Annotated in this window: 21 protein-coding genes and 2 pseudogenes; 20 read left to right on the top strand and 3 right to left on the bottom strand. The window is 65.0% G+C overall.

Features of this window, described 5'->3' with window-relative positions; genetic code table 11:
• The 7 genes and pseudogenes from ACQQCD_RS13660 to ACQQCD_RS13690 form a co-directional block, all read left to right on the top strand.
• Nucleotides 1-488: DDE-type integrase/transposase/recombinase (locus tag ACQQCD_RS13660; RefSeq protein ID WP_430268849.1), on the top strand; the 488-nt coding region annotated here is incomplete at its 5' end.
• Between the two features lie 58 nt (nucleotides 489-546).
• Complete coding sequence (locus tag ACQQCD_RS13665; RefSeq protein ID WP_430268850.1) at nucleotides 547-1611, top strand: tyrosine-type recombinase/integrase; 1065 nt, start codon at nucleotides 547-549, stop codon at nucleotides 1609-1611.
• Nucleotides 1577-3493, top strand: coding sequence for a tyrosine-type recombinase/integrase (locus ACQQCD_RS13670; protein ID WP_430268851.1), 1917 nt, complete (start codon nucleotides 1577-1579; stop codon nucleotides 3491-3493). The genes ACQQCD_RS13665 and ACQQCD_RS13670 overlap by 35 nt, the downstream gene beginning before the upstream one ends.
• The gene (locus ACQQCD_RS13675; RefSeq protein WP_430268852.1) at nucleotides 3490-3798 is read left to right on the top strand and encodes a helix-turn-helix domain-containing protein; all 309 of its coding nucleotides are present in this window, start codon (nucleotides 3490-3492) and stop codon (nucleotides 3796-3798) included. The genes ACQQCD_RS13670 and ACQQCD_RS13675 overlap by 4 nt, the downstream gene beginning before the upstream one ends.
• A gap of 53 nt (nucleotides 3799-3851) precedes the next feature.
• Nucleotides 3852-4061: pseudogene (locus ACQQCD_RS13680) on the top strand (IS3 family transposase); the annotation flags it as partial.
• A gap of 32 nt (nucleotides 4062-4093) precedes the next feature.
• Nucleotides 4094-4951 (top strand): DNA methyltransferase, encoded by an 858-nt coding sequence (locus tag ACQQCD_RS13685; RefSeq protein WP_430268864.1) that lies wholly within the window; start codon nucleotides 4094-4096, stop codon nucleotides 4949-4951.
• The gene (locus ACQQCD_RS13690) at nucleotides 4951-5142 is read left to right on the top strand and encodes a DEAD/DEAH box helicase family protein (protein ID WP_430268853.1); all 192 of its coding nucleotides are present in this window, start codon (nucleotides 4951-4953) and stop codon (nucleotides 5140-5142) included. The genes ACQQCD_RS13685 and ACQQCD_RS13690 overlap by 1 nt, the downstream gene beginning before the upstream one ends.
• Nucleotides 5143-5234: 92 nt before the next feature.
• Here ACQQCD_RS13690 and ACQQCD_RS13695 read toward each other — a convergent pair whose 3' ends face one another.
• Nucleotides 5235-5654 carry a GlcG/HbpS family heme-binding protein gene (locus ACQQCD_RS13695; protein WP_430268854.1) on the bottom strand — a complete coding sequence of 140 codons (420 nt, stop codon included), beginning with the start codon at nucleotides 5652-5654 and terminating at the stop codon, nucleotides 5235-5237.
• Between the two features lie 162 nt (nucleotides 5655-5816).
• On the opposite strand from ACQQCD_RS13695, the gene ACQQCD_RS13700 reads away from it, so the two are divergent.
• From ACQQCD_RS13700 to ACQQCD_RS13720, 5 genes are all read left to right on the top strand, one after another.
• Entirely contained in the window at nucleotides 5817-6680 is an 864-nt protein-coding gene (locus ACQQCD_RS13700; RefSeq protein WP_430268855.1) for a class II fructose-bisphosphate aldolase, read from the top strand.
• Entirely contained in the window at nucleotides 6680-7552 is an 873-nt protein-coding gene (locus ACQQCD_RS13705) for an HAD-IA family hydrolase (RefSeq protein ID WP_430268856.1), read from the top strand. The genes ACQQCD_RS13700 and ACQQCD_RS13705 overlap by 1 nt, the downstream gene beginning before the upstream one ends.
• Nucleotides 7549-8187, top strand: a complete 639-nt coding sequence (dhaL, locus tag ACQQCD_RS13710) for a dihydroxyacetone kinase subunit DhaL (RefSeq protein ID WP_430268857.1) — start codon at nucleotides 7549-7551, stop codon at nucleotides 8185-8187. The genes ACQQCD_RS13705 and dhaL overlap by 4 nt, the downstream gene beginning before the upstream one ends.
• A gap of 47 nt (nucleotides 8188-8234) precedes the next feature.
• Complete coding sequence (dhaK, locus tag ACQQCD_RS13715) at nucleotides 8235-9230, top strand: dihydroxyacetone kinase subunit DhaK (RefSeq protein ID WP_430268858.1); 996 nt, start codon at nucleotides 8235-8237, stop codon at nucleotides 9228-9230.
• A gap of 143 nt (nucleotides 9231-9373) precedes the next feature.
• A complete protein-coding gene (locus ACQQCD_RS13720) occupies nucleotides 9374-9748 on the top strand; it encodes a VOC family protein (RefSeq protein WP_430268859.1) in 375 nt (124 codons plus the stop codon).
• Between the two features lie 25 nt (nucleotides 9749-9773).
• Here ACQQCD_RS13720 and ACQQCD_RS13725 read toward each other — a convergent pair whose 3' ends face one another.
• Nucleotides 9774-10802, bottom strand: a complete 1029-nt coding sequence (locus tag ACQQCD_RS13725; RefSeq protein ID WP_430268860.1) for an ATP-dependent 6-phosphofructokinase — start codon at nucleotides 10800-10802, stop codon at nucleotides 9774-9776.
• Between the two features lie 207 nt (nucleotides 10803-11009).
• Here ACQQCD_RS13725 and ACQQCD_RS13730 point away from each other — a divergent pair, with 207 nt between their 5' ends.
• The 3 genes and pseudogenes from ACQQCD_RS13730 (at nucleotide 11010) to ACQQCD_RS13740 (ending at nucleotide 16459) form a co-directional block, all read left to right on the top strand.
• On the top strand, nucleotides 11010-12884 hold the full coding sequence (locus ACQQCD_RS13730) for a GAF domain-containing protein (protein ID WP_430268861.1): 1875 nt from the start codon (nucleotides 11010-11012) through the stop codon (nucleotides 12882-12884).
• 198 nt (nucleotides 12885-13082) lie between these two features.
• Nucleotides 13083-13787 (top strand): annotated as a pseudogene (locus ACQQCD_RS13735) (ISAzo13 family transposase); the annotation flags it as partial.
• An 11-nt stretch (nucleotides 13788-13798) separates the two neighbouring features.
• Nucleotides 13799-16459, top strand: coding sequence for an excinuclease ABC subunit A (locus ACQQCD_RS13740; RefSeq protein ID WP_430268862.1), 2661 nt, complete (start codon nucleotides 13799-13801; stop codon nucleotides 16457-16459).
• A 60-nt stretch (nucleotides 16460-16519) separates the two neighbouring features.
• On the opposite strand, the gene ACQQCD_RS13745 is transcribed toward ACQQCD_RS13740, so the two are convergent.
• A complete protein-coding gene (locus ACQQCD_RS13745) occupies nucleotides 16520-16813 on the bottom strand; it encodes a putative quinol monooxygenase (protein WP_430268865.1) in 294 nt (97 codons plus the stop codon).
• Nucleotides 16814-16831: 18 nt separating this feature from the next.
• Here ACQQCD_RS13745 and ACQQCD_RS13750 point away from each other — a divergent pair, with 18 nt between their 5' ends.
• From ACQQCD_RS13750 to ACQQCD_RS13770, 5 genes are read left to right on the top strand one after another with little or no spacing between them, the layout of a single operon-like run.
• Complete coding sequence (locus ACQQCD_RS13750) at nucleotides 16832-17122, top strand: transposase (RefSeq protein WP_047040760.1); 291 nt, start codon at nucleotides 16832-16834, stop codon at nucleotides 17120-17122.
• A gap of 5 nt (nucleotides 17123-17127) precedes the next feature.
• Nucleotides 17128-17838, top strand: a complete 711-nt coding sequence (locus ACQQCD_RS13755; protein WP_430268863.1) for an IS3 family transposase — start codon at nucleotides 17128-17130, stop codon at nucleotides 17836-17838.
• Nucleotides 17839-17896: 58 nt separating this feature from the next.
• Nucleotides 17897-18961 carry a tyrosine-type recombinase/integrase gene (locus ACQQCD_RS13760; RefSeq protein WP_430268850.1) on the top strand — a complete coding sequence of 355 codons (1065 nt, stop codon included), beginning with the start codon at nucleotides 17897-17899 and terminating at the stop codon, nucleotides 18959-18961.
• The gene (locus tag ACQQCD_RS13765; protein WP_430268851.1) at nucleotides 18927-20843 is read left to right on the top strand and encodes a tyrosine-type recombinase/integrase; all 1917 of its coding nucleotides are present in this window, start codon (nucleotides 18927-18929) and stop codon (nucleotides 20841-20843) included. Before ACQQCD_RS13760 ends, ACQQCD_RS13765 begins: the two co-directional genes overlap by 35 nt.
• The gene (locus tag ACQQCD_RS13770) at nucleotides 20840-21148 is read left to right on the top strand and encodes a helix-turn-helix domain-containing protein (RefSeq protein ID WP_430268852.1); all 309 of its coding nucleotides are present in this window, start codon (nucleotides 20840-20842) and stop codon (nucleotides 21146-21148) included. Before ACQQCD_RS13765 ends, ACQQCD_RS13770 begins: the two co-directional genes overlap by 4 nt.
• Nucleotides 21149-21203 lie beyond the last annotated feature (55 nt).

Below are 21203 nucleotides of genomic sequence, written 5' to 3' on the forward strand. Positions count from 1 at the left end.
TCGAGGTTTCGGTGGGCACTGTCGCGGGGATCATGGCCGAAAACGGGTGGGCGGCAAAGCGGATGAGAGCGTTCAAGCGCACCACGATCGCCTCGGATCCGGATAAAGTCTTCGAGGACCTCATCGGCCGGGACTTCACTGCAGAAGCCCCTGGAACGCGTCTGGTGGGCGATATTACCTACCTGCGCACCGGCGAAGGGTGGCTGTATTTGGCCACTGTCATTGACCTGTGCACCCGCATGGTCGTCGGCTGGGCCATGGCTGAGCACATGCGCGCCTCGTTGGTTACCGGAGCCCTGACGATGGCCAGGGACCGCGGCCACCTGAGCCCCAACGCCATTTTTCACAGCGACCACGGAACGCAGTACACCTCCCGGGAGCTAGGTGCGTGGTGTGTGGGCAACCGGGTCCGGCAGTCCATGGGGGCCAAAGGAGTGTGCCTGTTAACCGGCTATTCCAGCTGTTCACTCTATGAAACCCGCTGGTAGCCCTTGACTTTAGCTTGAGCGAGGCGGACCCTTTTGTCTCATGGAGGACGGCCAGGAAATGAGGTTGGAGGCTTCCGGCGGTGCGTGGTTGATCGCCGGGGCGGGATCATCCGCGTTTGCCACCGTCAATGAGTATTTGGGTTATCTGGCGGACCGGAATTATTCGCCGGCGACAGTGCGGGCTTATGGGTTCGACCTGCTGGCTTTTTGCCGGTGGCTGGCTGGCGAAGAACTCGGCCTCGGCGAGGTGAACACGGATGTGCTGCTTCGCTACCTCGCCGCGTGCCGGCGCGCTACGGTCCCGGGCAGGCCTGGCCCTAACGTCTTGACCTTGCAGGGCCAACGTACTGATGGTTATGCCCCGGCGACGGTGAACCGGCGCCTGGCAGCTGTCTCGGGCCTTTTCACGTTCATGGTGATGCGTGACCCCGGGGTGAAGAATCCTGTCCCTCGGGGAACGGAATCCCGGTGGCAGGGCCCTGATTACCGCTCGGGGTTGCTTGGTCATTTGGCCCGGCCCCAGCCCCGCTCCGTGCTGCGTTTACGCGAGCCCCGCCGGCTTCCGCGGGCCTTGGACCATGAGGAGGTTGTTGCATTTTTTCAGGGTCTGAAGTCTTGGCGGGACCGGGCCATGGCCGGGTTGATGCTTTATTGCGGGCTGCGGGCCGGGGAGGTCCTGGGTTTGGCGGTGGGGGATGTTGATATTGGTGGCCGGTGGCTGCTGGTTCATGGCAAGGGATCCAAGGAACGTCGGGTCCCTCTGGATACCGACGTTGCCGCGATTATTCAGACCTACCTGTTGATTGAACGGCCCGAGTCGGCGAGTTTGATGTTGTTTCTGGTGGCCAAGGGCAAGACCCGGGGCCAGCCATTGACGCCGGCTGGGCTGCGGACGATCTTCCGCTATCACCGGGAAATCTCTGGAGTCGCCGAAGGCCACCCGCACGCGTTGCGTCATACCTTTGGCAGCGCCCTGGCAGAGGCCGGGGTTGACTTGGCGGTCATGCGTGAGCTGTTGGGCCATGCCCACGTCAACACCACGGCCCGTTATATCCATCTGGCCCCAGCCCATGTGAAAGCCGAATACGATGCAGCCCGCAAACGCCAGCAATCCACAGACTGAGAACCCTGCCGCGGTCGTGGAGGAGTACCGGGACTATCTGGCCTCGCGCGGGCATGGTTCCACCCCGGCGTTCTCCGGCGCGAGAACGTTCATGGCCCGCTGGCCGGTTCCTGAAGACTGGTTGGGCGAGCCCCTGCAGGTCCGTTGGGAAACCAAATATCATACGACGCCCTTCATCCTCTTTTTGATGCTGACCGGAAGGATCCACGGCGATTACGGATATCTATTGGAAACCAAACTCACCAATATTCTTAGTGCCTGCACAGGCCAACCACCCGAAGCAGACCTGCTCTTCTTCCTAGAGCAGGCGCGCACACTGGGCTTTAGTGAGCGTGTCAGCCGTGCCATGGCCACCGGGGTCGTGGCGCGGATCCTGCTGCACACAGGCGGCCCACTCTCTTCCGCGGGTACTGGTGACTTGGAGGAATTTGAGGCCGCATGCCGGGCGCGGGAACAACGCAGCGGCCTCTCTGCCCACCCCTATCTGGTGCTGTGCACCGATGTTCGCCGGGTCCTGTTTCATGCCGACCTCATGCCCGAACCGGCACCGAAACCAGATGCTCGCCGTTCCTTCAGTGACCGCATGGAAACAGTTCATGGGCCCCTAGCCGGGGCTTTGGTACGGTATCTGGATCGCAAAACCGTGACCTGTATTCCCCGAACGGTCTCATCTTTGGCTACTCGACTGGCCCATTTTGGGGCGTATGTCACCACACTGGATCCGGATCTTTGCGGGCCCCAGGGGTTGGAACGGTGCCGGCATATCGAGCCGTACCTGATCGCGTTGAGTCGGGCGCCGAACACCAAGAGTGGGGGCATACTTTCGCCTGCCGAACAAGCCCGGCGTATTCATGCCGTCTCCAACTTCCTGCGGGAAATCACCGAATGGGGATGGCCGGACGCCCCGGCACGGCAACTGCTGTTCCGCTCCGATAGTCCCCGACTGCCCCGACCGCTGCCCCGCTACCTGCCACCGGACAGCGACAGGGTCCTCGCCCAAGCCCTGCTGGAATCCTCCAACCGCCTGGCCGCCGACGCATTGTTGCTCCAGCGCGCTTGCGGGCTGAGGATCGGTGAGCTCCTGGATCTGGAATTGGACTGCGTTCACCAGCTCTCCGGCAACGGCGCGTGGCTGAAAGTGCCCTTGGGCAAGATGAAGACTGAACGGATGGTGCCCCTGGATGATGACAGCCTGGCCCTGCTGGACCGGATCACCGCCACCCGGTCCCCGGGCCAGGCGATCACCCACCCCGTGACCGGCAAACCCGTACAGTTCCTCTTCACCCGTTACGGGAAGCGGCTGCAGGTCAACGGACTGCGCTCAGAGCTGGACCGTGCCGCCGCTAGCGCCGGGCTCGGGCACGTGACCACCCACCAACTCCGCCATACCTACGCCACCGCCCTGATCAATGCCGGCGTCACCCTCCAAGCCCTGATGAGCCTGCTCGGGCACGTCTCTGCCGAGATGAGCCTGCGCTACGCCTCCCTCTTTGATTCCACCGTGCGCACCGAATACGAACGAGCCCTGGACCTGGCCAAAACCCGCATCGGCACCACGACGGGGACGGGAAGAACACAGCTGCCCATCACAAGTATCACCGGCGGCAACTGGCGTGAAACACCAACCATCAAATCCCGCCTCGCCGGCGGCTACTGCCTCCGCGCCCCGGCGCAGGAAGCCTGCCCCTACGCCAACATCTGCGAACACTGCCCCAGCTTCCGCACCGAGAACAGCAACCTGCCCGTCCTCCAAGCCCAACGCAAAGACGCCGCACTGCTGGCCCAGGACGCCATCGGGCGCGGCTGGGACAGCGAAGCACGACGGCACCAGGCCTTGGTCAAACAGCTCGACCTACTCATTGAGGAAACCAACACAGCATGAATACAGAACCCTTGAATGAGCAACTGGAAACAGCCCTGCGTCAGCTCACCAGCCAGGGTGCCAGGATCAGCTTCACCGCGATCGCAGCCCAGCTAGGCATCCCGCGCTCAAGCCTCTACCGCAACCCAGTCGCACGCGAACTCATCCACCAACGTATCACCGAAACACACGCGGATGCGGAGAAAAACATGGCCGCGGACGTCAACCGGCTCCGGCTGCTCATCGACACACTGGCCGCACGGGTCCGCAACCACGAAGAACGTCTTCGGCAACTCGAACGCAGACCACACAGCACACCTCAATAGGCCCCCGCGATTAGCCGGTTATGGCGCAGCCCAACCAATTATTAGCCGGTTAATGCGGCGATAACGCGGCGATGGAATCGTTCTTCTCGCTTCTACAGAAGAACGTCCTGGACCGGAAACGATGGCACACCCGGGAGGAACTGCGCCTAGCGATCGTGATCTGGATCGAGCGGACCTACCACCGTCGGCGACGCCAACGCGGCCTGGGAAAGCTCACCCCGATCGAGTATGAAATGATCACAAACGTCGCACTCGCGGCCTAACCAAGCGAGTCAACTAAACCGACAGCAGTCCCATCCTCGAACGAACCACGTCCGAGTCTCGCGTTGGAGGTACTCCGAAGACTGTTTGGAACAGCGAGTCACACAACGCGGGAAACTATGGGACCGCACTAGTACGAAAGATGCTCCCTGGAAGAGCTTTCCCCTTCCCTAAAGCGCTCTACGCCGTCGAAGACGTCCTCCGCCTTTTCGTCAAGGAGAAACCAGATGCAGTGATCCTCGACTTCTTTTCCGGCTCAGGCACCACGGCCCACGCTGTAATGCGCCTCAACAAACAAGATGGTGGCGGTCGGCAGGCCATTCTGGTGACGAACAATGAAGTTTCCGCCGAGGAACAGCGTTCTCTTCGAGAGGACGGGTTGCGTCCCGGTGATGCCGCTTGGGAGAAGTTCGGGATCTGCGATTTTGTGACGAAGCCCCGGATTCGTGCGGCGATTTCAGGCCTTACCTCGGACGGCGCCCGGATCAATGGCCACTACAAGTTCGTCGATGAGTTTCCGATGGCTGATGGATTTGAGGAAAATGCCGCGTTTTTCACCCTCACCTACGAATCCCCGTGGATGGTGAGCAACGATCGCGCCTTCATGGCGATCGCACCGATGCTCTGGTTGCGTGCGGGAGCTCAGGGCCGTCGGGTCGAGAAGCTTGTCGATGGCTGGGCGATCGCAGACACCTACGGCATACTCAAGGATCTCGATCAGGCATCCGAGTTCGTGAGATCTCTGAGAACCGTCAAGGATCTCCGCATCGCGTACATCGTCACAGATGACGAGGGCCGTTACCAGCAGGTCGCGGACGAGCTTCGCGGGATCGAGACAGTCCGCCTTTACGAGGACTACCTGCGCAATTGCGAGAGCACCGGGGACCTCTGATGCGGTACACACTGAAGGACTATCAGGCCGACGCAGTCGGCGACACGCTCCGCGAGCTCGCGGCGGCGAAGGACTTCTATCGCAGCGCCAGCAAGCGGGTCTCGTCAGTCGCGTTAACGGCGACCATGGGCGCGGGCAAGACCGTCATGGCGGCAGCCGTGATAGAGGCGGCGTCGGTCCACCGCGGGTAGGGGGGCCACCGCGGGTAGGGGGGCCACCGCGGGTAGAGGTGCCACCGCGGGTAAGCGGACGGGCAGAGCCGGAAGCTCGGACCAGGCAACCCTCAGTAAGCCCCGGCTCCGGCCTCGGCAACCTCCTGGTCCTGCTCAATGGTCCCGGTGGACACGCCAACGGCGCCCATGATCCGCCCGTCCCGCACCAGCGGAATCCCGCCGGGGAACACCACCAGCCGCCCGCCGTGGGCGTCGCTCAGGCCGTGGATCGGGCCGTGTGGCCGGGTGGCTTCCTGCAAATTCCCGGTTTCGCACTGGAAGGCAATGGACGTGTAGGCCTTGTTGATCGCGATGGTGATGGAGCCGATGTTCGCGCCGTCCATCCGGGCGTGGGCCTTGAGGTTGCCGCCGGCGTCCACCACGGCGATGTCCATCGGCTGGCCGATTTCGGCGGCCTTCTTCGCGGCGGCGTCGATGACTTGCTGCGCTTCTTCGAGGGTGATGGTTTCCAGTACGGTTCCGTCGGCCATGGCTCTGATCCTTTTCGCTGGGGGATAGTGGGCCAACTCAAGCACGAGACCCGGGTCACACAACAGGTGGGGATGACCCCCAAGCCCGCATGCGGGTTTCCCCCCGTACCCGCGACAGACAAGCTCCCCTAACGTGGAAGGCAGCCAATCTAGGAGGTTTCCGTGGGTGTTGTGCCCCTGAAGGACATAGTCGATCCGGCCTTTAGCGCCCGTTACGGCGTGCCGGCCATCAACATTTTCAACGACCTGACCATGGAGGCGGTCCTCGCCGCCGCCGAGGAAGCGAACTCTCCGGTCATCCTGCAGACCTCGGTCAAGACGGTCCGCAGCATCGGCTCCCGCCAGCTGTTCGACATGTGGCAGTCCCTGACCCGAGGCATCGAAGTCCCCGTCACCCTGCACCTGGACCACTGCCCGGACCGGGAGGTGGTCACCGAATGCCTCAAGGCCGGCTGGAACTCCGTGCTCTTTGACGCCTCCAACCTGCCCGTGGCGGAAAACCAGCGCCAGACCATCGAAGTGGTGGCCGAGGCCCGCCAGTACGGCGCCCAGGTGGAAGGAGAGATCGAGGCGATCACCGGCGTCGAGGATGATCACGGTTCGGACGACGTCGCCCCGCAGCAGAGCCTGGACACGGCGCTGAACTTCGTCGATGCCACCGGCATCGACGTCTTTGCCCCCTCGATCGGCAACGCCCACGGCTCCTACAAAGCCGCCCCCGTGCTCGACGTCGGCCGCGTCACCGAGATCGTGGAGGCCCGTAACATCCCCATCGCCCTGCACGGCGGGTCCGGGCTGAGCCCGGAGCAGTTCGCGGACCTGATCGCCCGCGGCTGCGCGAAGGTCAACATCTCCACCGCGCTGAAGGAAACCTTTATGCAGTCCTCCCTGGCCTTCCTCAAGCAGGCCGAGCAGAACAACAAATGGGACCCGCCGTCGCTGTTCAAGCACACCCGCGCGGACATCATGACCATGGTCAAAGAGCTGACCGAGCAATTCGGCAGCGCCGGCAAGGGCGGCCGCTGATGCCGGCCCTTATCTTCGACTGCGACGGCGTCCTGGCCGACACCGAACAGCACGGCCACCTGCCGGCCTTCAACCGGACCTTCGCCGATTTCAACGTCCCCGTGCAGTGGAGCGTGGAGGAGTACGCGGAGAAGGTCAAGATCGGCGGCGGCAAGGAGCGGATGCGCAGCATCCTCACCGCCGACCTCGCCCGCAGCCTGGGCCTGGCGGACGACGCCGCCATAAACGCGGCCGTCCTGGCCTGGCACCAGCGCAAGACCGCCGTCTACAAAGAGCTCGTGGGATCCGGCGTGATGCCCGCCCGGCCCGGCATCGCCCGGATTGTCCGGGAAGCGCACGACGCCGGGTGGACCCTCGCGGTGGCCTCCACCTCAGCGGAACCTGCTGTCCGCGCCGTCCTCAGCCACGCCGTCGGCGATGAACTCGCCGCGCACTTCGCCGTGTTCGCCGGTGACATCGTCCAGCAGAAAAAGCCCGCCCCGGACATCTACCTGCTCGCGCTCAAGGAGCTGAACCTGGACCCGGACGAGACGATCGTGGTCGAGGACAGCGCCAACGGCCTCCGCGCCGCCCTCGGCGCCGGACTGCGCACCCTGGTCACCGTCAGCGGCTACACCCGCGAGGAAGACTTCACCGGCGCCGCACTCGTGGTCAGCTCCCTCGGCGAGGCCGCCGACCCCGGGGACGCGGGCGAAAAGGCCAAGGTCCTCGCCAACCCGGCCGGCGTCGACGTCCCCGGCGCCGTCACGCTGGCGACGCTGCAGGCGATCCTGGCAGTGCCACGGCCAGAGCCCCGGCCCGGCGTCGGCGCCGCAATCTCAACCGCCACCGATGTTTCAACCGCCCCTTCGACCCTGACGGAGACCCCATGACTGCCACCGACCTCGCCGACGTCGAGTACGTCGTCCACACGCTCGCGCAGACCGCCGTCGACAAGGAAAAGGAGTTCGGCGGCCTGGACGCGGTGGTGGGCGACGGTGACCTCGGCTACTCCCTGGCCCGCGGCTTCGAGAAGGTCCTGCATGACTGGGATTCTTTCAAGCGCGACGACGTCGCCACCTTCCTGCAGCAGATCGCCCTGGCTATCTCCTCCCGGATCGGCGGGACCTCCGGCCCGCTGTGGGGGACCGCATTCCTGCGCGCCTCCGCCGCCGCCAAGACAATGGACGCGATCGACGGCGCCGCCGCCGTCGCCATGCTGCGCGCCGCCGCCGAGGGCATCATGGCCCGGGGCGGCGCGAGTCTGGGCGACAAGACCCTGCTGGACGCGCTGGTCCCGGCCACCGACGAACTGGAACGCCAGCTCGCCGCCGGCGCCGGACCGGCCGAATGCCGCGCCGCCTTTGCCAAGACTGTCCGCGAATGCGCTGACGCCACCAGCACGCTGGAGGCCAGGCGCGGCCGGGCCAGCTACAGCGGGGAACGCAGCATCGGCTCCCCGGACGCGGGCGCCGTCGCAATCGCCATCATCATCGAACACATCACCGAGGGCTGGGACCAGCGCTAGCCCTGCTTTGCCATAGAACCTGACCAGCACAACGACGTGGAGATCTCATGAAAAAGTTCGTCAACGACCCCAAACAGTTCGTCCCCGAGATGCTCGAAGGCCTGGCCCTGGCCAACCCCGACACCCTCAAGTACGTCCCCGAATACAACCTGATCATGCGCGCCGACGGCCCGGACCAGAACAAGGTCTCGATCGTCCAGGGCTCCGGCTCCGGCCATGAACCCGCGCACGTCATGATCGTGGGCAAGGGCATGCTCGACGCTGCCTGCCCGGGCGACGTCTTCGCGGCCCCGCCGTTCGACTACGTCTACGAGACCACCAAGATGATGGCCTCACCCAAGGGCGTGCTGCTGCTGGTGAACAACTACACCGGCGACAAGATGGTCTTCGACATGGCCCAGGAAATGTCCTCCGCCGAGGGCATCCAGGTCAAGACCCTCTTCATCAACGATGACGTCTCCGTGGAGGACTCCACCTACACGATCGGCCGCCGCGGCGTGGCCGGGAACTTCTTCGTCATCAAGGCCGTCGCCGCCGCCGCCGAGCGCGGTGCGGACCTGGACGAGGTCATCCGGATCGGCGAGAAGGTCAACTCCGTCACCCGCAGCATGGGCGTAGCACTGACCGCCTGCACCCCGCCGGCCAAGGGCAGCCCGCTGTTCGAACTCGGCCCGGACGAGATCGAGATCGGCGTCGGCATCCACGGCGAGCCGGGCCGCCGCCGGGCGGCCATGATGAGCGCCAACGAGATCGTCGAGGAGATGCTCACACCGATCGTCCACGACCTGCCGTTCGGCGACGGCGACCGTGTGGCCCTCATGATCAACGGCCTCGGCGGCACCCCCATCAGCGAGCTGTACCTGCTCTACGGCCAGGCCCACAAGCGACTCGCCGAGCAGGGCATCAGCGTCGGCCGCAGCTACGTCGGCGAGTACTGCACCTCCCTGGACATGGCCGGTGCTTCCATCACCCTGGTCAAGCTCGACGACGAAATCGAGTCGCTGCTCATGGACCCGGCCGAGATTCCGATCCGGGTGTTCTAGGCACTCGTCCGGGGATCCCCCCGGCGTTAAGTACGACGGCGGAGCCGGTCACCTTTCGGTGGCCGGCTCCGCCGGTCTGAACCTGGCCCGACATGCTCACTACGGTGGTTCCCGGGCCCGGCCTGTGACGTAGGGTGACGGAGATGGAACTCCGTCTCGAAGTCGTCCAGGTGCCCGTTTCCGACGTGGACCGGGCCAAGGCCTTCTACACTGACCAGCTCGGCTTCGGCCTCGACCACGATGTCGAACACATCCCGGGAATGCGGGTGGTGCAGCTCACCCCGCCGGGTTCGTCCTGCTCGATCGTCATCGGAACCGGCATGACCGGTATGGTCCCCGGCAGCCTCGAAGGCCTCCAGCTGGTGGTGCCGGACATGGACGCGGCGCGCACCGAACTGCTCCGCCGCGGCGCCCCCATCAGCGAAGCCCAGGACATGGGCGGATTCGCTTTCGCCTACCTGAGCGATCCGGACGGCAACCGCTGGGTCATCCAGGAAATCCGGCCCAAGCAACAGTGACCGGTCCGCCGTCGTACTTAAACGCCTAACCGAACAGGTACGTCGCCTCGTCGTAGCGGTGCTGCGGGACCGTCTTGAGCTTGCCCACAGCTTCCGCCAGGCTTACCCGGACGATCTCGTCCGCGCGGGTGGCGACCATCTTCCCCCAGGCCCGGTCATGGACTGCGTCGACGGCGGCGAGGCCCAGCCGGGTGGCCAGCACCCGGTCCGTGGCGCTCGGGGCGCCGCCGCGCTGGATGTGGCCCAGCGTCGTCGAACGGGTCTCGATGCCGGTGCGGTCCTCGATCACGGGGGCCAGGCGCTCGCCGATCCCGCCGAGCCGGGGCCGGTTGAAGCCGTCCAGGCCGCGGTCGGCGTGCGGCTCGGTCATGTCGGCGGAGATGAAACCCTCGGCCACGACCACCAGCGGGGTGCGGCCGCGCCGGAACGGGCCTTCCACCCACTCGCAGATCTCATCCAGGCTGGCCGTCTGCTCCGGGATCAGGATGGCATGCGCGCTGGTGGCCATGCCGGCGTAGAGCGCGATCCACCCCGCGTGCCGGCCCATCACCTCGGCAATCATGCAGCGGTGGTGGGACTGCCCGGTGGTCTTGAGCCGGTCGATCGCTTCCGTGGCGATTTCAACGGCGGTGTGGAAGCCGAAGGAGAAGTCGGTCGCGGACAGATCGTTGTCCACGGTCTTGGGCACCCCGACGATGGGAATGCCGGCGTCGCTGAGGGTTTTCGCCGCGGACATGGTGCCCTCGCCGCCGATCACGATCAGGGCGTCCACTCCCTCGGCGCGCAGGTTCGCCTGGATCCGTTCGACGCCGCCGCCCTCCCCGAGTGGGCTGACCCGGGAGGTGCCGAGGATGGTACCGCCGAGGTTTGCGATGCCGCGCACGCTCATCCAGTCCAGATTGATGGTGCTGCCCTCCACGAGCCCGCGCCAGCCGTCCGTGAATCCGACAAACTCGTCCCCGTGCACGCGGATCCCGCGCAGCACGCACGAGCGGATAACGGCGTTGAGCCCGGGGCAGTCGCCGCCGCTGGTCAGGATCCCTATACGGGCCATGAGTCTTTCCCTCCACTGTGCTGACGTACTGCGGTCGCTGCTTCCACGAAACCATCAATGCCGGGGCCGCGGTATGAGGAGTTCCCCACCTCCGCAGGGCGGGATAACCCGTACGTAGCGGGCGCTGACGGGGCCGGTTATGATGGGAGGAGCGCCACAGCAGACGCCGCATCACCTGCGGCCTGCCTTTCGTCAAGGAGGACGGGAATGACAGAAGCGGAGCCGGAATTCGACACGCTGGTCCGCAGCCTGCGCGACGTCGAAGGGGCCCAGCACAAGCTGGATTCAGTCGCCGCGCTGGCCCGTGACCTCGCCGGACGGTTCGAACTGCAGCCGCTGCTGGGCCGGATCCTTGACCACGCGACTTCCCTGCTTGGCTGCGAGTCCGGCTCCATCGCCCTGGTCAATGAAGCCAGTGGAACCTACACGAAAAAGGTGGACATCGGCGTCGGCTGCCAGGAAGGCCAGACGTTCTCGCTGAAGGAGGGCTTCACCGGGCAGATCGTGCGCAGCCGCTCCACCGTCATCCTGGACGCTTACAGCAGCATCGAACGCGGTCACATCCCGCCGACGGATCCGCGCTGGAACTGCGCCGTGATCGGGGTGCCCATCCGATGGGGCGAACAGATCATCGGGGCCTTCATCGTCTTCAGCCCGGACCAGGGCCGGGTGTTCACCCCCGAGGAGGCCCGGCTGGCTGAACTTTTTGCCAGCCACGCCGCCATCGCCCTGGCCAACTCCGAACTTCATGCCACGGCTTCCGTCCGGGAGCGCGAGGCGGCCGTCGCCGCCGAACGCGAACGCGCCGTCCGGGACGTGCACGAAACGGTGGGTCGATCCCTGGCCACGCTGCTGCTCAGCCTCGACGAGGCCGAAAAGGCCAGCCGGCTCGACGGCGGCGAGCACACGGTGACGCCGCACCTGAGCAAGGCCCGGACCATCGCCCACGATGCCCTGACCGAGACGCGCCGGACCGTCCTCGGCATGGGCCCGGCGGCGCTCGCCGGCCGGACCCTGGACGAGGCGATCGCCGGCGAACTGGCCTGGGTGGAATCCATGTCCGGCGCCGGGACACAGCTGACGGTGATCGGGGATGCACGCCCGCTCGCGCCGGAGATCGCGCATCATGCGTTTAAGATCGTCCAGGAAGCGCTCAACAATGTGGTGACCCACGCGCGGGCGACGACGGTGCGCGCCGGGTTGATTTACGACGCCGGGACGCTCGCCGTCGTCGTCGAGGACAACGGGCAGGGCTTCGATCTCGCCGCCGCGCACGGCGACCACGCGACCCTGCCCGCGGGGTGCCTGGGTCTGCACGGGATGACCTCCCGGGCCATCCACCTCGGCGGGGATCTGCACATTGACACCACCCCGGGCTGGGGAACAAAGGTCCGCGCCACCCTGCCGGACCGCGCACCGGAGCCGGAGGCGTCGGGGCAGCCGCAATGGAAGATCCTGATCGCCAACGACCACCCCGTCATCAGCGCCGGCCTGGTCCGGCTGCTCAGCATAGCCGAGCCCGCGATCCAGGTGACCGCCGAGGTCAGGTCCGCGGAGCAGCTGTTTGACGCGTTCGAGCTGCTGCGTCCGGACGTTCTTCTGGTGGACCTGGATATGGTCCACCAGAACACCACCGGCGTGCTGGCCGGGATCCGCGGGCTGGACCCCGGTGTAGCGATCGTGGTGCTGACGGACAACCCCACTGTGGAGCAGGTGCGCTCGGCGCGGCAGGCCGGCGTGCGCGGCTTCATCAACCGGCGGGCCAGCGGGGACACGATTGCCCGCGTCATCGTCGCTGCCGGGCAGGGCCAGGCGCTCGTGGAGGGCGACATCTTCGACCACCTCCTGGGCTCCTCGTCCACGGAGGCCGAGTCAGATGCCTTCACTACCCGCGAAAGGGAAGTCCATGACATGGTGGTCCGCGGCATGGCGGACAAGCAGATCGCCCGCGAGCTCGGCATCTCGGTGAAAACCGTGGAAAAGCACGTCGGCTCGATCCTGCGCAAGACCGGGGCGCGGAACCGGACGATGCTCGCGGGAATGACCGGGGGAAAAGCGGCCCCGGCGCATCCCTGGGGGTAGGAGCCCCGCCGCTGGCCGGAACTGCACGTTCAGTCCCGGCTGCCGGCGGGGGAGGGTTGCTGCCCGGGCAGAGGACGTTGAGGCTGGCGTCCACCGCTGCGGCGAGCAGCTCGGCGTCGTAGGCAACCAGGATGTCGGACTGCAGCCGGATGGCCGCCGCGAGATGGATGGCATCTGCGCTCCGCAAGCCGCCTGGGACTGGTGGAGCCCACCCGCCGCGGGGACCCCGAGTCGCCCCTGTCCTGGACCACTCTCTCCACCGGGAAACTCGCGGCCGAGCTCACCGAAAAGGGGCACCCGGTGGCCTCGGACACCGTGGCAAAACTGCTCAAGGACAACGGGTTCAGCCTGCAGGCAAACGCCAAGACACTCGAAGGCGGACAGCATCCGGACCGCGATGGCCAGTTCAGCTACCTCAACGACCAGGCCGCCGGGCATCTGGATGCGGGCCAGCCGGTCATCAGCGTCGACACCAAGAAAAAGGAACTGGTCGGGCAGTACAAGAACAACGGCACCGAATGGCGTCCGGAAGGGGACCCCGAGCAGGTCAAGGTCCACGATTTCATCGACAAGGAGCTGGGCAAAGCCAACCCCTACGGCGTCTACAATGTGGGCACCAATACCGGCTGGGTCTCGGTGGGCACCGACCACGACACCGCGGCCTTCGCCGTGAACACGATCCGTTCCTGGTGGAACACCGCCGGCAAACCCGCCTACCCGCACGCGCACCGCCTGCTGATCACCGCCGACGGCGGAGGATCCAACGGCTACCGGACCCGGCTCTGGAAGACCGAACTCGCCGCCCTCGCCGCCGAAACCGGCCTGGAAATCACCGTCTGCCACCTGCCCCCGGGCACCAGCAAATGGAACAAGATCGAGCACAGGCTCTTTCCGTACGTTGCTAACATTCGACCATGGTTGAATCCTCTGCGGTCGCGCCGCCGAAGCTCTCCGTGCAGCCCGACGTTCGCGTTCTCGGCGCCCGAGAACACAATCTGCAGGATGTCGACCTCACGGTGCCGCGCGATGCAACGGTCGTCTTCACCGGTGTGTCCGGATCGGGAAAGTCCTCGCTGGCGTTCGGGACGCTGTACGCCGAGTCGCAGCGACGCTATTTGGAATCGGTCGCACCGTACGCCCGCCGTCTGATCGATCAGGCGGGAGTGCCCGATGTCGACTCGATCACGGGGATGCCGCCTGCGGTCGCCCTGCAGCAGCAGCGCGGTGCCGGGAATGCCCGATCGACCGTGGGCAGCATCACCACGTTGTCGAGCTTGGTGCGGATGCTGTACTCGAGGGCCGGGGACTACCCGGACGGGCAGCCGATGTTGTATGCGGAGGACTTCTCCGCGAACACGGTCGAAGGGGCCTGTTCGGAATGCCACGGCATCGGACGCGTGTACGCGGTGAACGAGCAGCAGATGATCCCGGACCCCTCGCTCACCATCCGCGAACGTGCCATCGCTTCCTGGCCGACCGCGTGGCACGGCCATCAGCTGCGCGACGTGCTGGTTGCTCTCGGTTACGACGTCGATGTGCCGTGGGGGGACCTGCCGAAAGAAGACAGGGACTGGATCCTGTATACCGATGAGACCCCCTTCGTTCCGGTCCACTCTCGGCTCTCGCTCTCTGAGTCCAAAGCTGCGATCGAGGCAGGTGTGGAGCCGAGCTACTCGGGCACATTCGTCGGGGCTCGCCGGTACATTCTGGACACGTTCGCGAATACGAAGAGCGCCTCGATGAAGCGGCGCGTCGCGCAGTTCCTCACCGCTGCGATCTGCCCGGTCTGCGATGGCAAGCGGCTGAAGCCCGAGGCGCTGTCTGTCACGTTCGAAGGATTCGACATCGCTGAACTCTCTCAACTGCCGATTCGGGAACTTGCCACGACCCTGTCGGGAGTCGTCGCACGCTTGGAGGACCACGAGGCCGCCTCTTCCGACGCTGCCTCTCTGCGTGCCGCGGGGGAAGGGCAGGGCGCTGCGGGCAAGGCTCCGCTTGCCCCTACGCCCGATGTGCGACCCACCGCAAGCCGAGCGCCAGAGAAGCGTGCTGCTGCGGTCCAGCTCGCTTCAGGGGTGTTGCAGCGGCTTCGTCCACTGGTCGATCTGGGGCTGGGTTACTTGTCATTGAGCCGGACGACCCCGACACTGTCGGGCGGCGAGCTACAGAGACTCCGGCTCGCGACGCAACTCAGCTCTGATCTTTTCGGGGTCGTCTACGTCCTCGACGAACCATCGGCGGGGCTGCATCCGCAGGACGTGGCGGCGCTCCTCGAGATCCTGGATGGACTCAAGGGGCGAGGGAACAGCCTGTTCATCGTCGAACACTCCGTGGCTGTGATGCGGCACGCGGACTGGCTGGTCGACATCGGCCCCGGCGCCGGTGAACACGGCGGCCGCGTGCTCTATAGCGGCCCGCCCGACGGGCTCGCCGATATTGAGGAGTCCGTGACCCGCGGATACCTCTTCGGTGGCCGCGGTCTCCCTCTTCGCACACCCCGTGAGGCACGCAGTTGGCTGCGCCTGGAGAACGTGACGCGGAACAACCTGCACGACCTCACGGTCCATATCCCATTGGGTGTCTTCACCGCAGTTACGGGCGTGTCTGGGGCCGGCAAGTCGAGTCTGGTTAGCCAGGCGCTTCCATCGCTGCTTGGCGATCGCCTTGGCCGGGCTGTCCGGGCCGATGACGAGCCGGTCAGCGACGAGTCGTTCCTCTCGGATGCGCCGGAACGTCTCGATGGGCGCGTCGCCGGGCCCGTCACCGGTGTACAGCGGCTGGTCGTCATCGACCAGCGGCCCATCGGCCGGACGCCGAGATCCAACGTCGCCACCTACACCGGGCTGTTCGACCATGTCCGTCGTCGATTTGCAGATACCCCGGAAGCTCGTTCCCGCGGGTACAAGCCTGGCCGATTCTCCTTCAATGTCGCCGGCGGGCGCTGCCCGACCTGCGAGGGCGAGGGATCGGTGATGGTCGAGCTCCTCTTCCTGCCTTCCGTGTACACCGAATGCCCCGACTGCCACGGCAGCCGATACAAGGCATCAACGCTCGAGATCACGTGGAGGGGGCACACGGTCGCGGACGTGTTGTCCATGAGCGTCGAGGAGGCGAACCGCTTCTTCGCGGGCGATGAGGAGATCACGCGGTCGCTGACCGCTTTGTCGGATGTCGGACTCGATTACCTCCGGCTGGGTCAACCGGCAACCGAGCTCTCCGGGGGTGAAGCGCAGCGTGTCAAGCTCGCGACCGAGTTGCAGCGGGCGCAGCGCGGAGACACGCTGTACGTACTGGACGAGCCGACGTCAGGGCTCCACTGCGCCGACACGGATCGTCTGGTCACGCATCTGCAGACGCTGGTCGACGCGGGCAACACGGTCGTCGCCGCCGAGCTGGACATGCGCGTTATCGCGGTGGCCGATCACGTGATCGATCTTGGACCCGGCGCGGGCGACGCCGGCGGGACCGTGGTTGCAGCTGGCACGCCCGCCCAGGTCGCGGATAAGGGCGTCGGTGCTTCCGCGGGCTATCTCGCCGCCGCACTGCAGGCAGCTACCAACGTGACCCCATCGTGACGAGCGTGCCGCTGTGCGATGTGAGAATCGGACCGCGGCACGCTCGACGAGGTCGTGGTCTCAGGCGGGGAGCTTAGAGGCCAGGACGTCCAACTTCTCGATCGTAGGCTCGCTGAACAGTTTGCCGGTCTGCTCGCCGAGAGCGGTCGCGACGGCGCCGGACAGGTGCGCGTCGCGGCCGGCGTCATCGGGGAACACGTCGAAGATCCCGAAGGAGGACGGGCCGAGACGGATCGCGAACCACGCGACGGTGGCCGGTTCCTCCTCGACGATCCCGCGCCCGATGCCGAGGAATTCCTGGACCTCGTCTTCCTTGCCGGGCAGGGTGAGGTGTACTACTGATGTGAGACACAGTTTGAAAGGATTGTGCTCATGTCTGCTCGACCTACCTATTCCGATGAGTTCAAGGCTGATGCCGTTGAGCTCGTGGTTTCATCTGGCCGTTCGCCGGCTTCTGTCGCTCCGGAGCTCGGCATTTCCGTCACCGCGTTGAAACGCTGGGTGCGTGTGTCCCGTGAGGGGCAACCAGGCGGTGGGGGGAAACCGGATGATCCGGTGGATCCTGCGAAATACAAGGCGTTGGAAGCACGGATGCGTGAGCTGGAGAGGGAGAACGATTTCCTGAAAAAAGTTTCGGCGTTCTTCGCCAAAGAACAACGGTAGAGGACTTGTACCGAGTTGTTCAGGAGAAGAACGCCGACTTCCCGGTGGCCTGGATGTGCCGCCAGCTTGGTCTCCCACGGGCGACGTATTACCGGCGGCTGGACGCCGGCGACACCCCGACTGCGCTGCGCCGCCGGGAACTGACGGATCAGGTGAAGACCGTCTTCGATTCCTCCGACGGGATCTTCGGGCACCGCATGGTCCATGCGAAACTTGCCGCCGCCGGCATCGAGGTTTCGGTGGGCACTGTCGCGGGGATCATGGCCGAAAACGGGTGGGCGGCAAAGCGGATGAGAGCGTTCAAGCGCACCACGATCGCCTCGGATCCGGATAAAGTCTTCGAGGACCTCATCGGCCGGGACTTCACTGCAGAAGCCCCTGGAACGCGTCTGGTGGGCGATATTACCTACCTGCGCACCGGCGAAGGGTGGCTGTATTTGGCCACTGTCATTGACCTGTGCACCCGCATGGTCGTCGGCTGGGCCATGGCTGAGCACATGCGCGCCTCGTTGGTTACCGGAGCCCTGACGATGGCCAGGGACCGCGGCCACCTGAGCCCCAACGCCATTTTTCACAGCGACCACGGAACGCAGTACACCTCCCGGGAGCTAGGTGCGTGGTGTGTGGGCAACCGGGTCCGGCAGTCCATGGGGGCCAAAGGAGTGTGCCTGTTAACCGGCTATTCCAGCTGTTCACTCTATGAAACCCGCTGGTAGCCCTTGACTTTAGCTTGAGCGAGGCGGACCCTTTTGTCTCATGGAGGACGGCCAGGAAATGAGGTTGGAGGCTTCCGGCGGTGCGTGGTTGATCGCCGGGGCGGGATCATCCGCGTTTGCCACCGTCAATGAGTATTTGGGTTATCTGGCGGACCGGAATTATTCGCCGGCGACAGTGCGGGCTTATGGGTTCGACCTGCTGGCTTTTTGCCGGTGGCTGGCTGGCGAAGAACTCGGCCTCGGCGAGGTGAACACGGATGTGCTGCTTCGCTACCTCGCCGCGTGCCGGCGCGCTACGGTCCCGGGCAGGCCTGGCCCTAACGTCTTGACCTTGCAGGGCCAACGTACTGATGGTTATGCCCCGGCGACGGTGAACCGGCGCCTGGCAGCTGTCTCGGGCCTTTTCACGTTCATGGTGATGCGTGACCCCGGGGTGAAGAATCCTGTCCCTCGGGGAACGGAATCCCGGTGGCAGGGCCCTGATTACCGCTCGGGGTTGCTTGGTCATTTGGCCCGGCCCCAGCCCCGCTCCGTGCTGCGTTTACGCGAGCCCCGCCGGCTTCCGCGGGCCTTGGACCATGAGGAGGTTGTTGCATTTTTTCAGGGTCTGAAGTCTTGGCGGGACCGGGCCATGGCCGGGTTGATGCTTTATTGCGGGCTGCGGGCCGGGGAGGTCCTGGGTTTGGCGGTGGGGGATGTTGATATTGGTGGCCGGTGGCTGCTGGTTCATGGCAAGGGATCCAAGGAACGTCGGGTCCCTCTGGATACCGACGTTGCCGCGATTATTCAGACCTACCTGTTGATTGAACGGCCCGAGTCGGCGAGTTTGATGTTGTTTCTGGTGGCCAAGGGCAAGACCCGGGGCCAGCCATTGACGCCGGCTGGGCTGCGGACGATCTTCCGCTATCACCGGGAAATCTCTGGAGTCGCCGAAGGCCACCCGCACGCGTTGCGTCATACCTTTGGCAGCGCCCTGGCAGAGGCCGGGGTTGACTTGGCGGTCATGCGTGAGCTGTTGGGCCATGCCCACGTCAACACCACGGCCCGTTATATCCATCTGGCCCCAGCCCATGTGAAAGCCGAATACGATGCAGCCCGCAAACGCCAGCAATCCACAGACTGAGAACCCTGCCGCGGTCGTGGAGGAGTACCGGGACTATCTGGCCTCGCGCGGGCATGGTTCCACCCCGGCGTTCTCCGGCGCGAGAACGTTCATGGCCCGCTGGCCGGTTCCTGAAGACTGGTTGGGCGAGCCCCTGCAGGTCCGTTGGGAAACCAAATATCATACGACGCCCTTCATCCTCTTTTTGATGCTGACCGGAAGGATCCACGGCGATTACGGATATCTATTGGAAACCAAACTCACCAATATTCTTAGTGCCTGCACAGGCCAACCACCCGAAGCAGACCTGCTCTTCTTCCTAGAGCAGGCGCGCACACTGGGCTTTAGTGAGCGTGTCAGCCGTGCCATGGCCACCGGGGTCGTGGCGCGGATCCTGCTGCACACAGGCGGCCCACTCTCTTCCGCGGGTACTGGTGACTTGGAGGAATTTGAGGCCGCATGCCGGGCGCGGGAACAACGCAGCGGCCTCTCTGCCCACCCCTATCTGGTGCTGTGCACCGATGTTCGCCGGGTCCTGTTTCATGCCGACCTCATGCCCGAACCGGCACCGAAACCAGATGCTCGCCGTTCCTTCAGTGACCGCATGGAAACAGTTCATGGGCCCCTAGCCGGGGCTTTGGTACGGTATCTGGATCGCAAAACCGTGACCTGTATTCCCCGAACGGTCTCATCTTTGGCTACTCGACTGGCCCATTTTGGGGCGTATGTCACCACACTGGATCCGGATCTTTGCGGGCCCCAGGGGTTGGAACGGTGCCGGCATATCGAGCCGTACCTGATCGCGTTGAGTCGGGCGCCGAACACCAAGAGTGGGGGCATACTTTCGCCTGCCGAACAAGCCCGGCGTATTCATGCCGTCTCCAACTTCCTGCGGGAAATCACCGAATGGGGATGGCCGGACGCCCCGGCACGGCAACTGCTGTTCCGCTCCGATAGTCCCCGACTGCCCCGACCGCTGCCCCGCTACCTGCCACCGGACAGCGACAGGGTCCTCGCCCAAGCCCTGCTGGAATCCTCCAACCGCCTGGCCGCCGACGCATTGTTGCTCCAGCGCGCTTGCGGGCTGAGGATCGGTGAGCTCCTGGATCTGGAATTGGACTGCGTTCACCAGCTCTCCGGCAACGGCGCGTGGCTGAAAGTGCCCTTGGGCAAGATGAAGACTGAACGGATGGTGCCCCTGGATGATGACAGCCTGGCCCTGCTGGACCGGATCACCGCCACCCGGTCCCCGGGCCAGGCGATCACCCACCCCGTGACCGGCAAACCCGTACAGTTCCTCTTCACCCGTTACGGGAAGCGGCTGCAGGTCAACGGACTGCGCTCAGAGCTGGACCGTGCCGCCGCTAGCGCCGGGCTCGGGCACGTGACCACCCACCAACTCCGCCATACCTACGCCACCGCCCTGATCAATGCCGGCGTCACCCTCCAAGCCCTGATGAGCCTGCTCGGGCACGTCTCTGCCGAGATGAGCCTGCGCTACGCCTCCCTCTTTGATTCCACCGTGCGCACCGAATACGAACGAGCCCTGGACCTGGCCAAAACCCGCATCGGCACCACGACGGGGACGGGAAGAACACAGCTGCCCATCACAAGTATCACCGGCGGCAACTGGCGTGAAACACCAACCATCAAATCCCGCCTCGCCGGCGGCTACTGCCTCCGCGCCCCGGCGCAGGAAGCCTGCCCCTACGCCAACATCTGCGAACACTGCCCCAGCTTCCGCACCGAGAACAGCAACCTGCCCGTCCTCCAAGCCCAACGCAAAGACGCCGCACTGCTGGCCCAGGACGCCATCGGGCGCGGCTGGGACAGCGAAGCACGACGGCACCAGGCCTTGGTCAAACAGCTCGACCTACTCATTGAGGAAACCAACACAGCATGAATACAGAACCCTTGAATGAGCAACTGGAAACAGCCCTGCGTCAGCTCACCAGCCAGGGTGCCAGGATCAGCTTCACCGCGATCGCAGCCCAGCTAGGCATCCCGCGCTCAAGCCTCTACCGCAACCCAGTCGCACGCGAACTCATCCACCAACGTATCACCGAAACACACGCGGATGCGGAGAAAAACATGGCCGCGGACGTCAACCGGCTCCGGCTGCTCATCGACACACTGGCCGCACGGGTCCGCAACCACGAAGAACGTCTTCGGCAACTCGAACGCAGACCACACAGCACACCTCAATAGGCCCCCGCGATTAGCCGGTTATGGCGCAGCCCAACCAATTATTAGCCGGTTAATG

The sequence above is a fragment of the Pseudarthrobacter sp. J1763 genome (assembly GCF_050490295.1).
GTDB lineage: Bacteria > Actinomycetota > Actinomycetes > Actinomycetales > Micrococcaceae > JBNPEO01.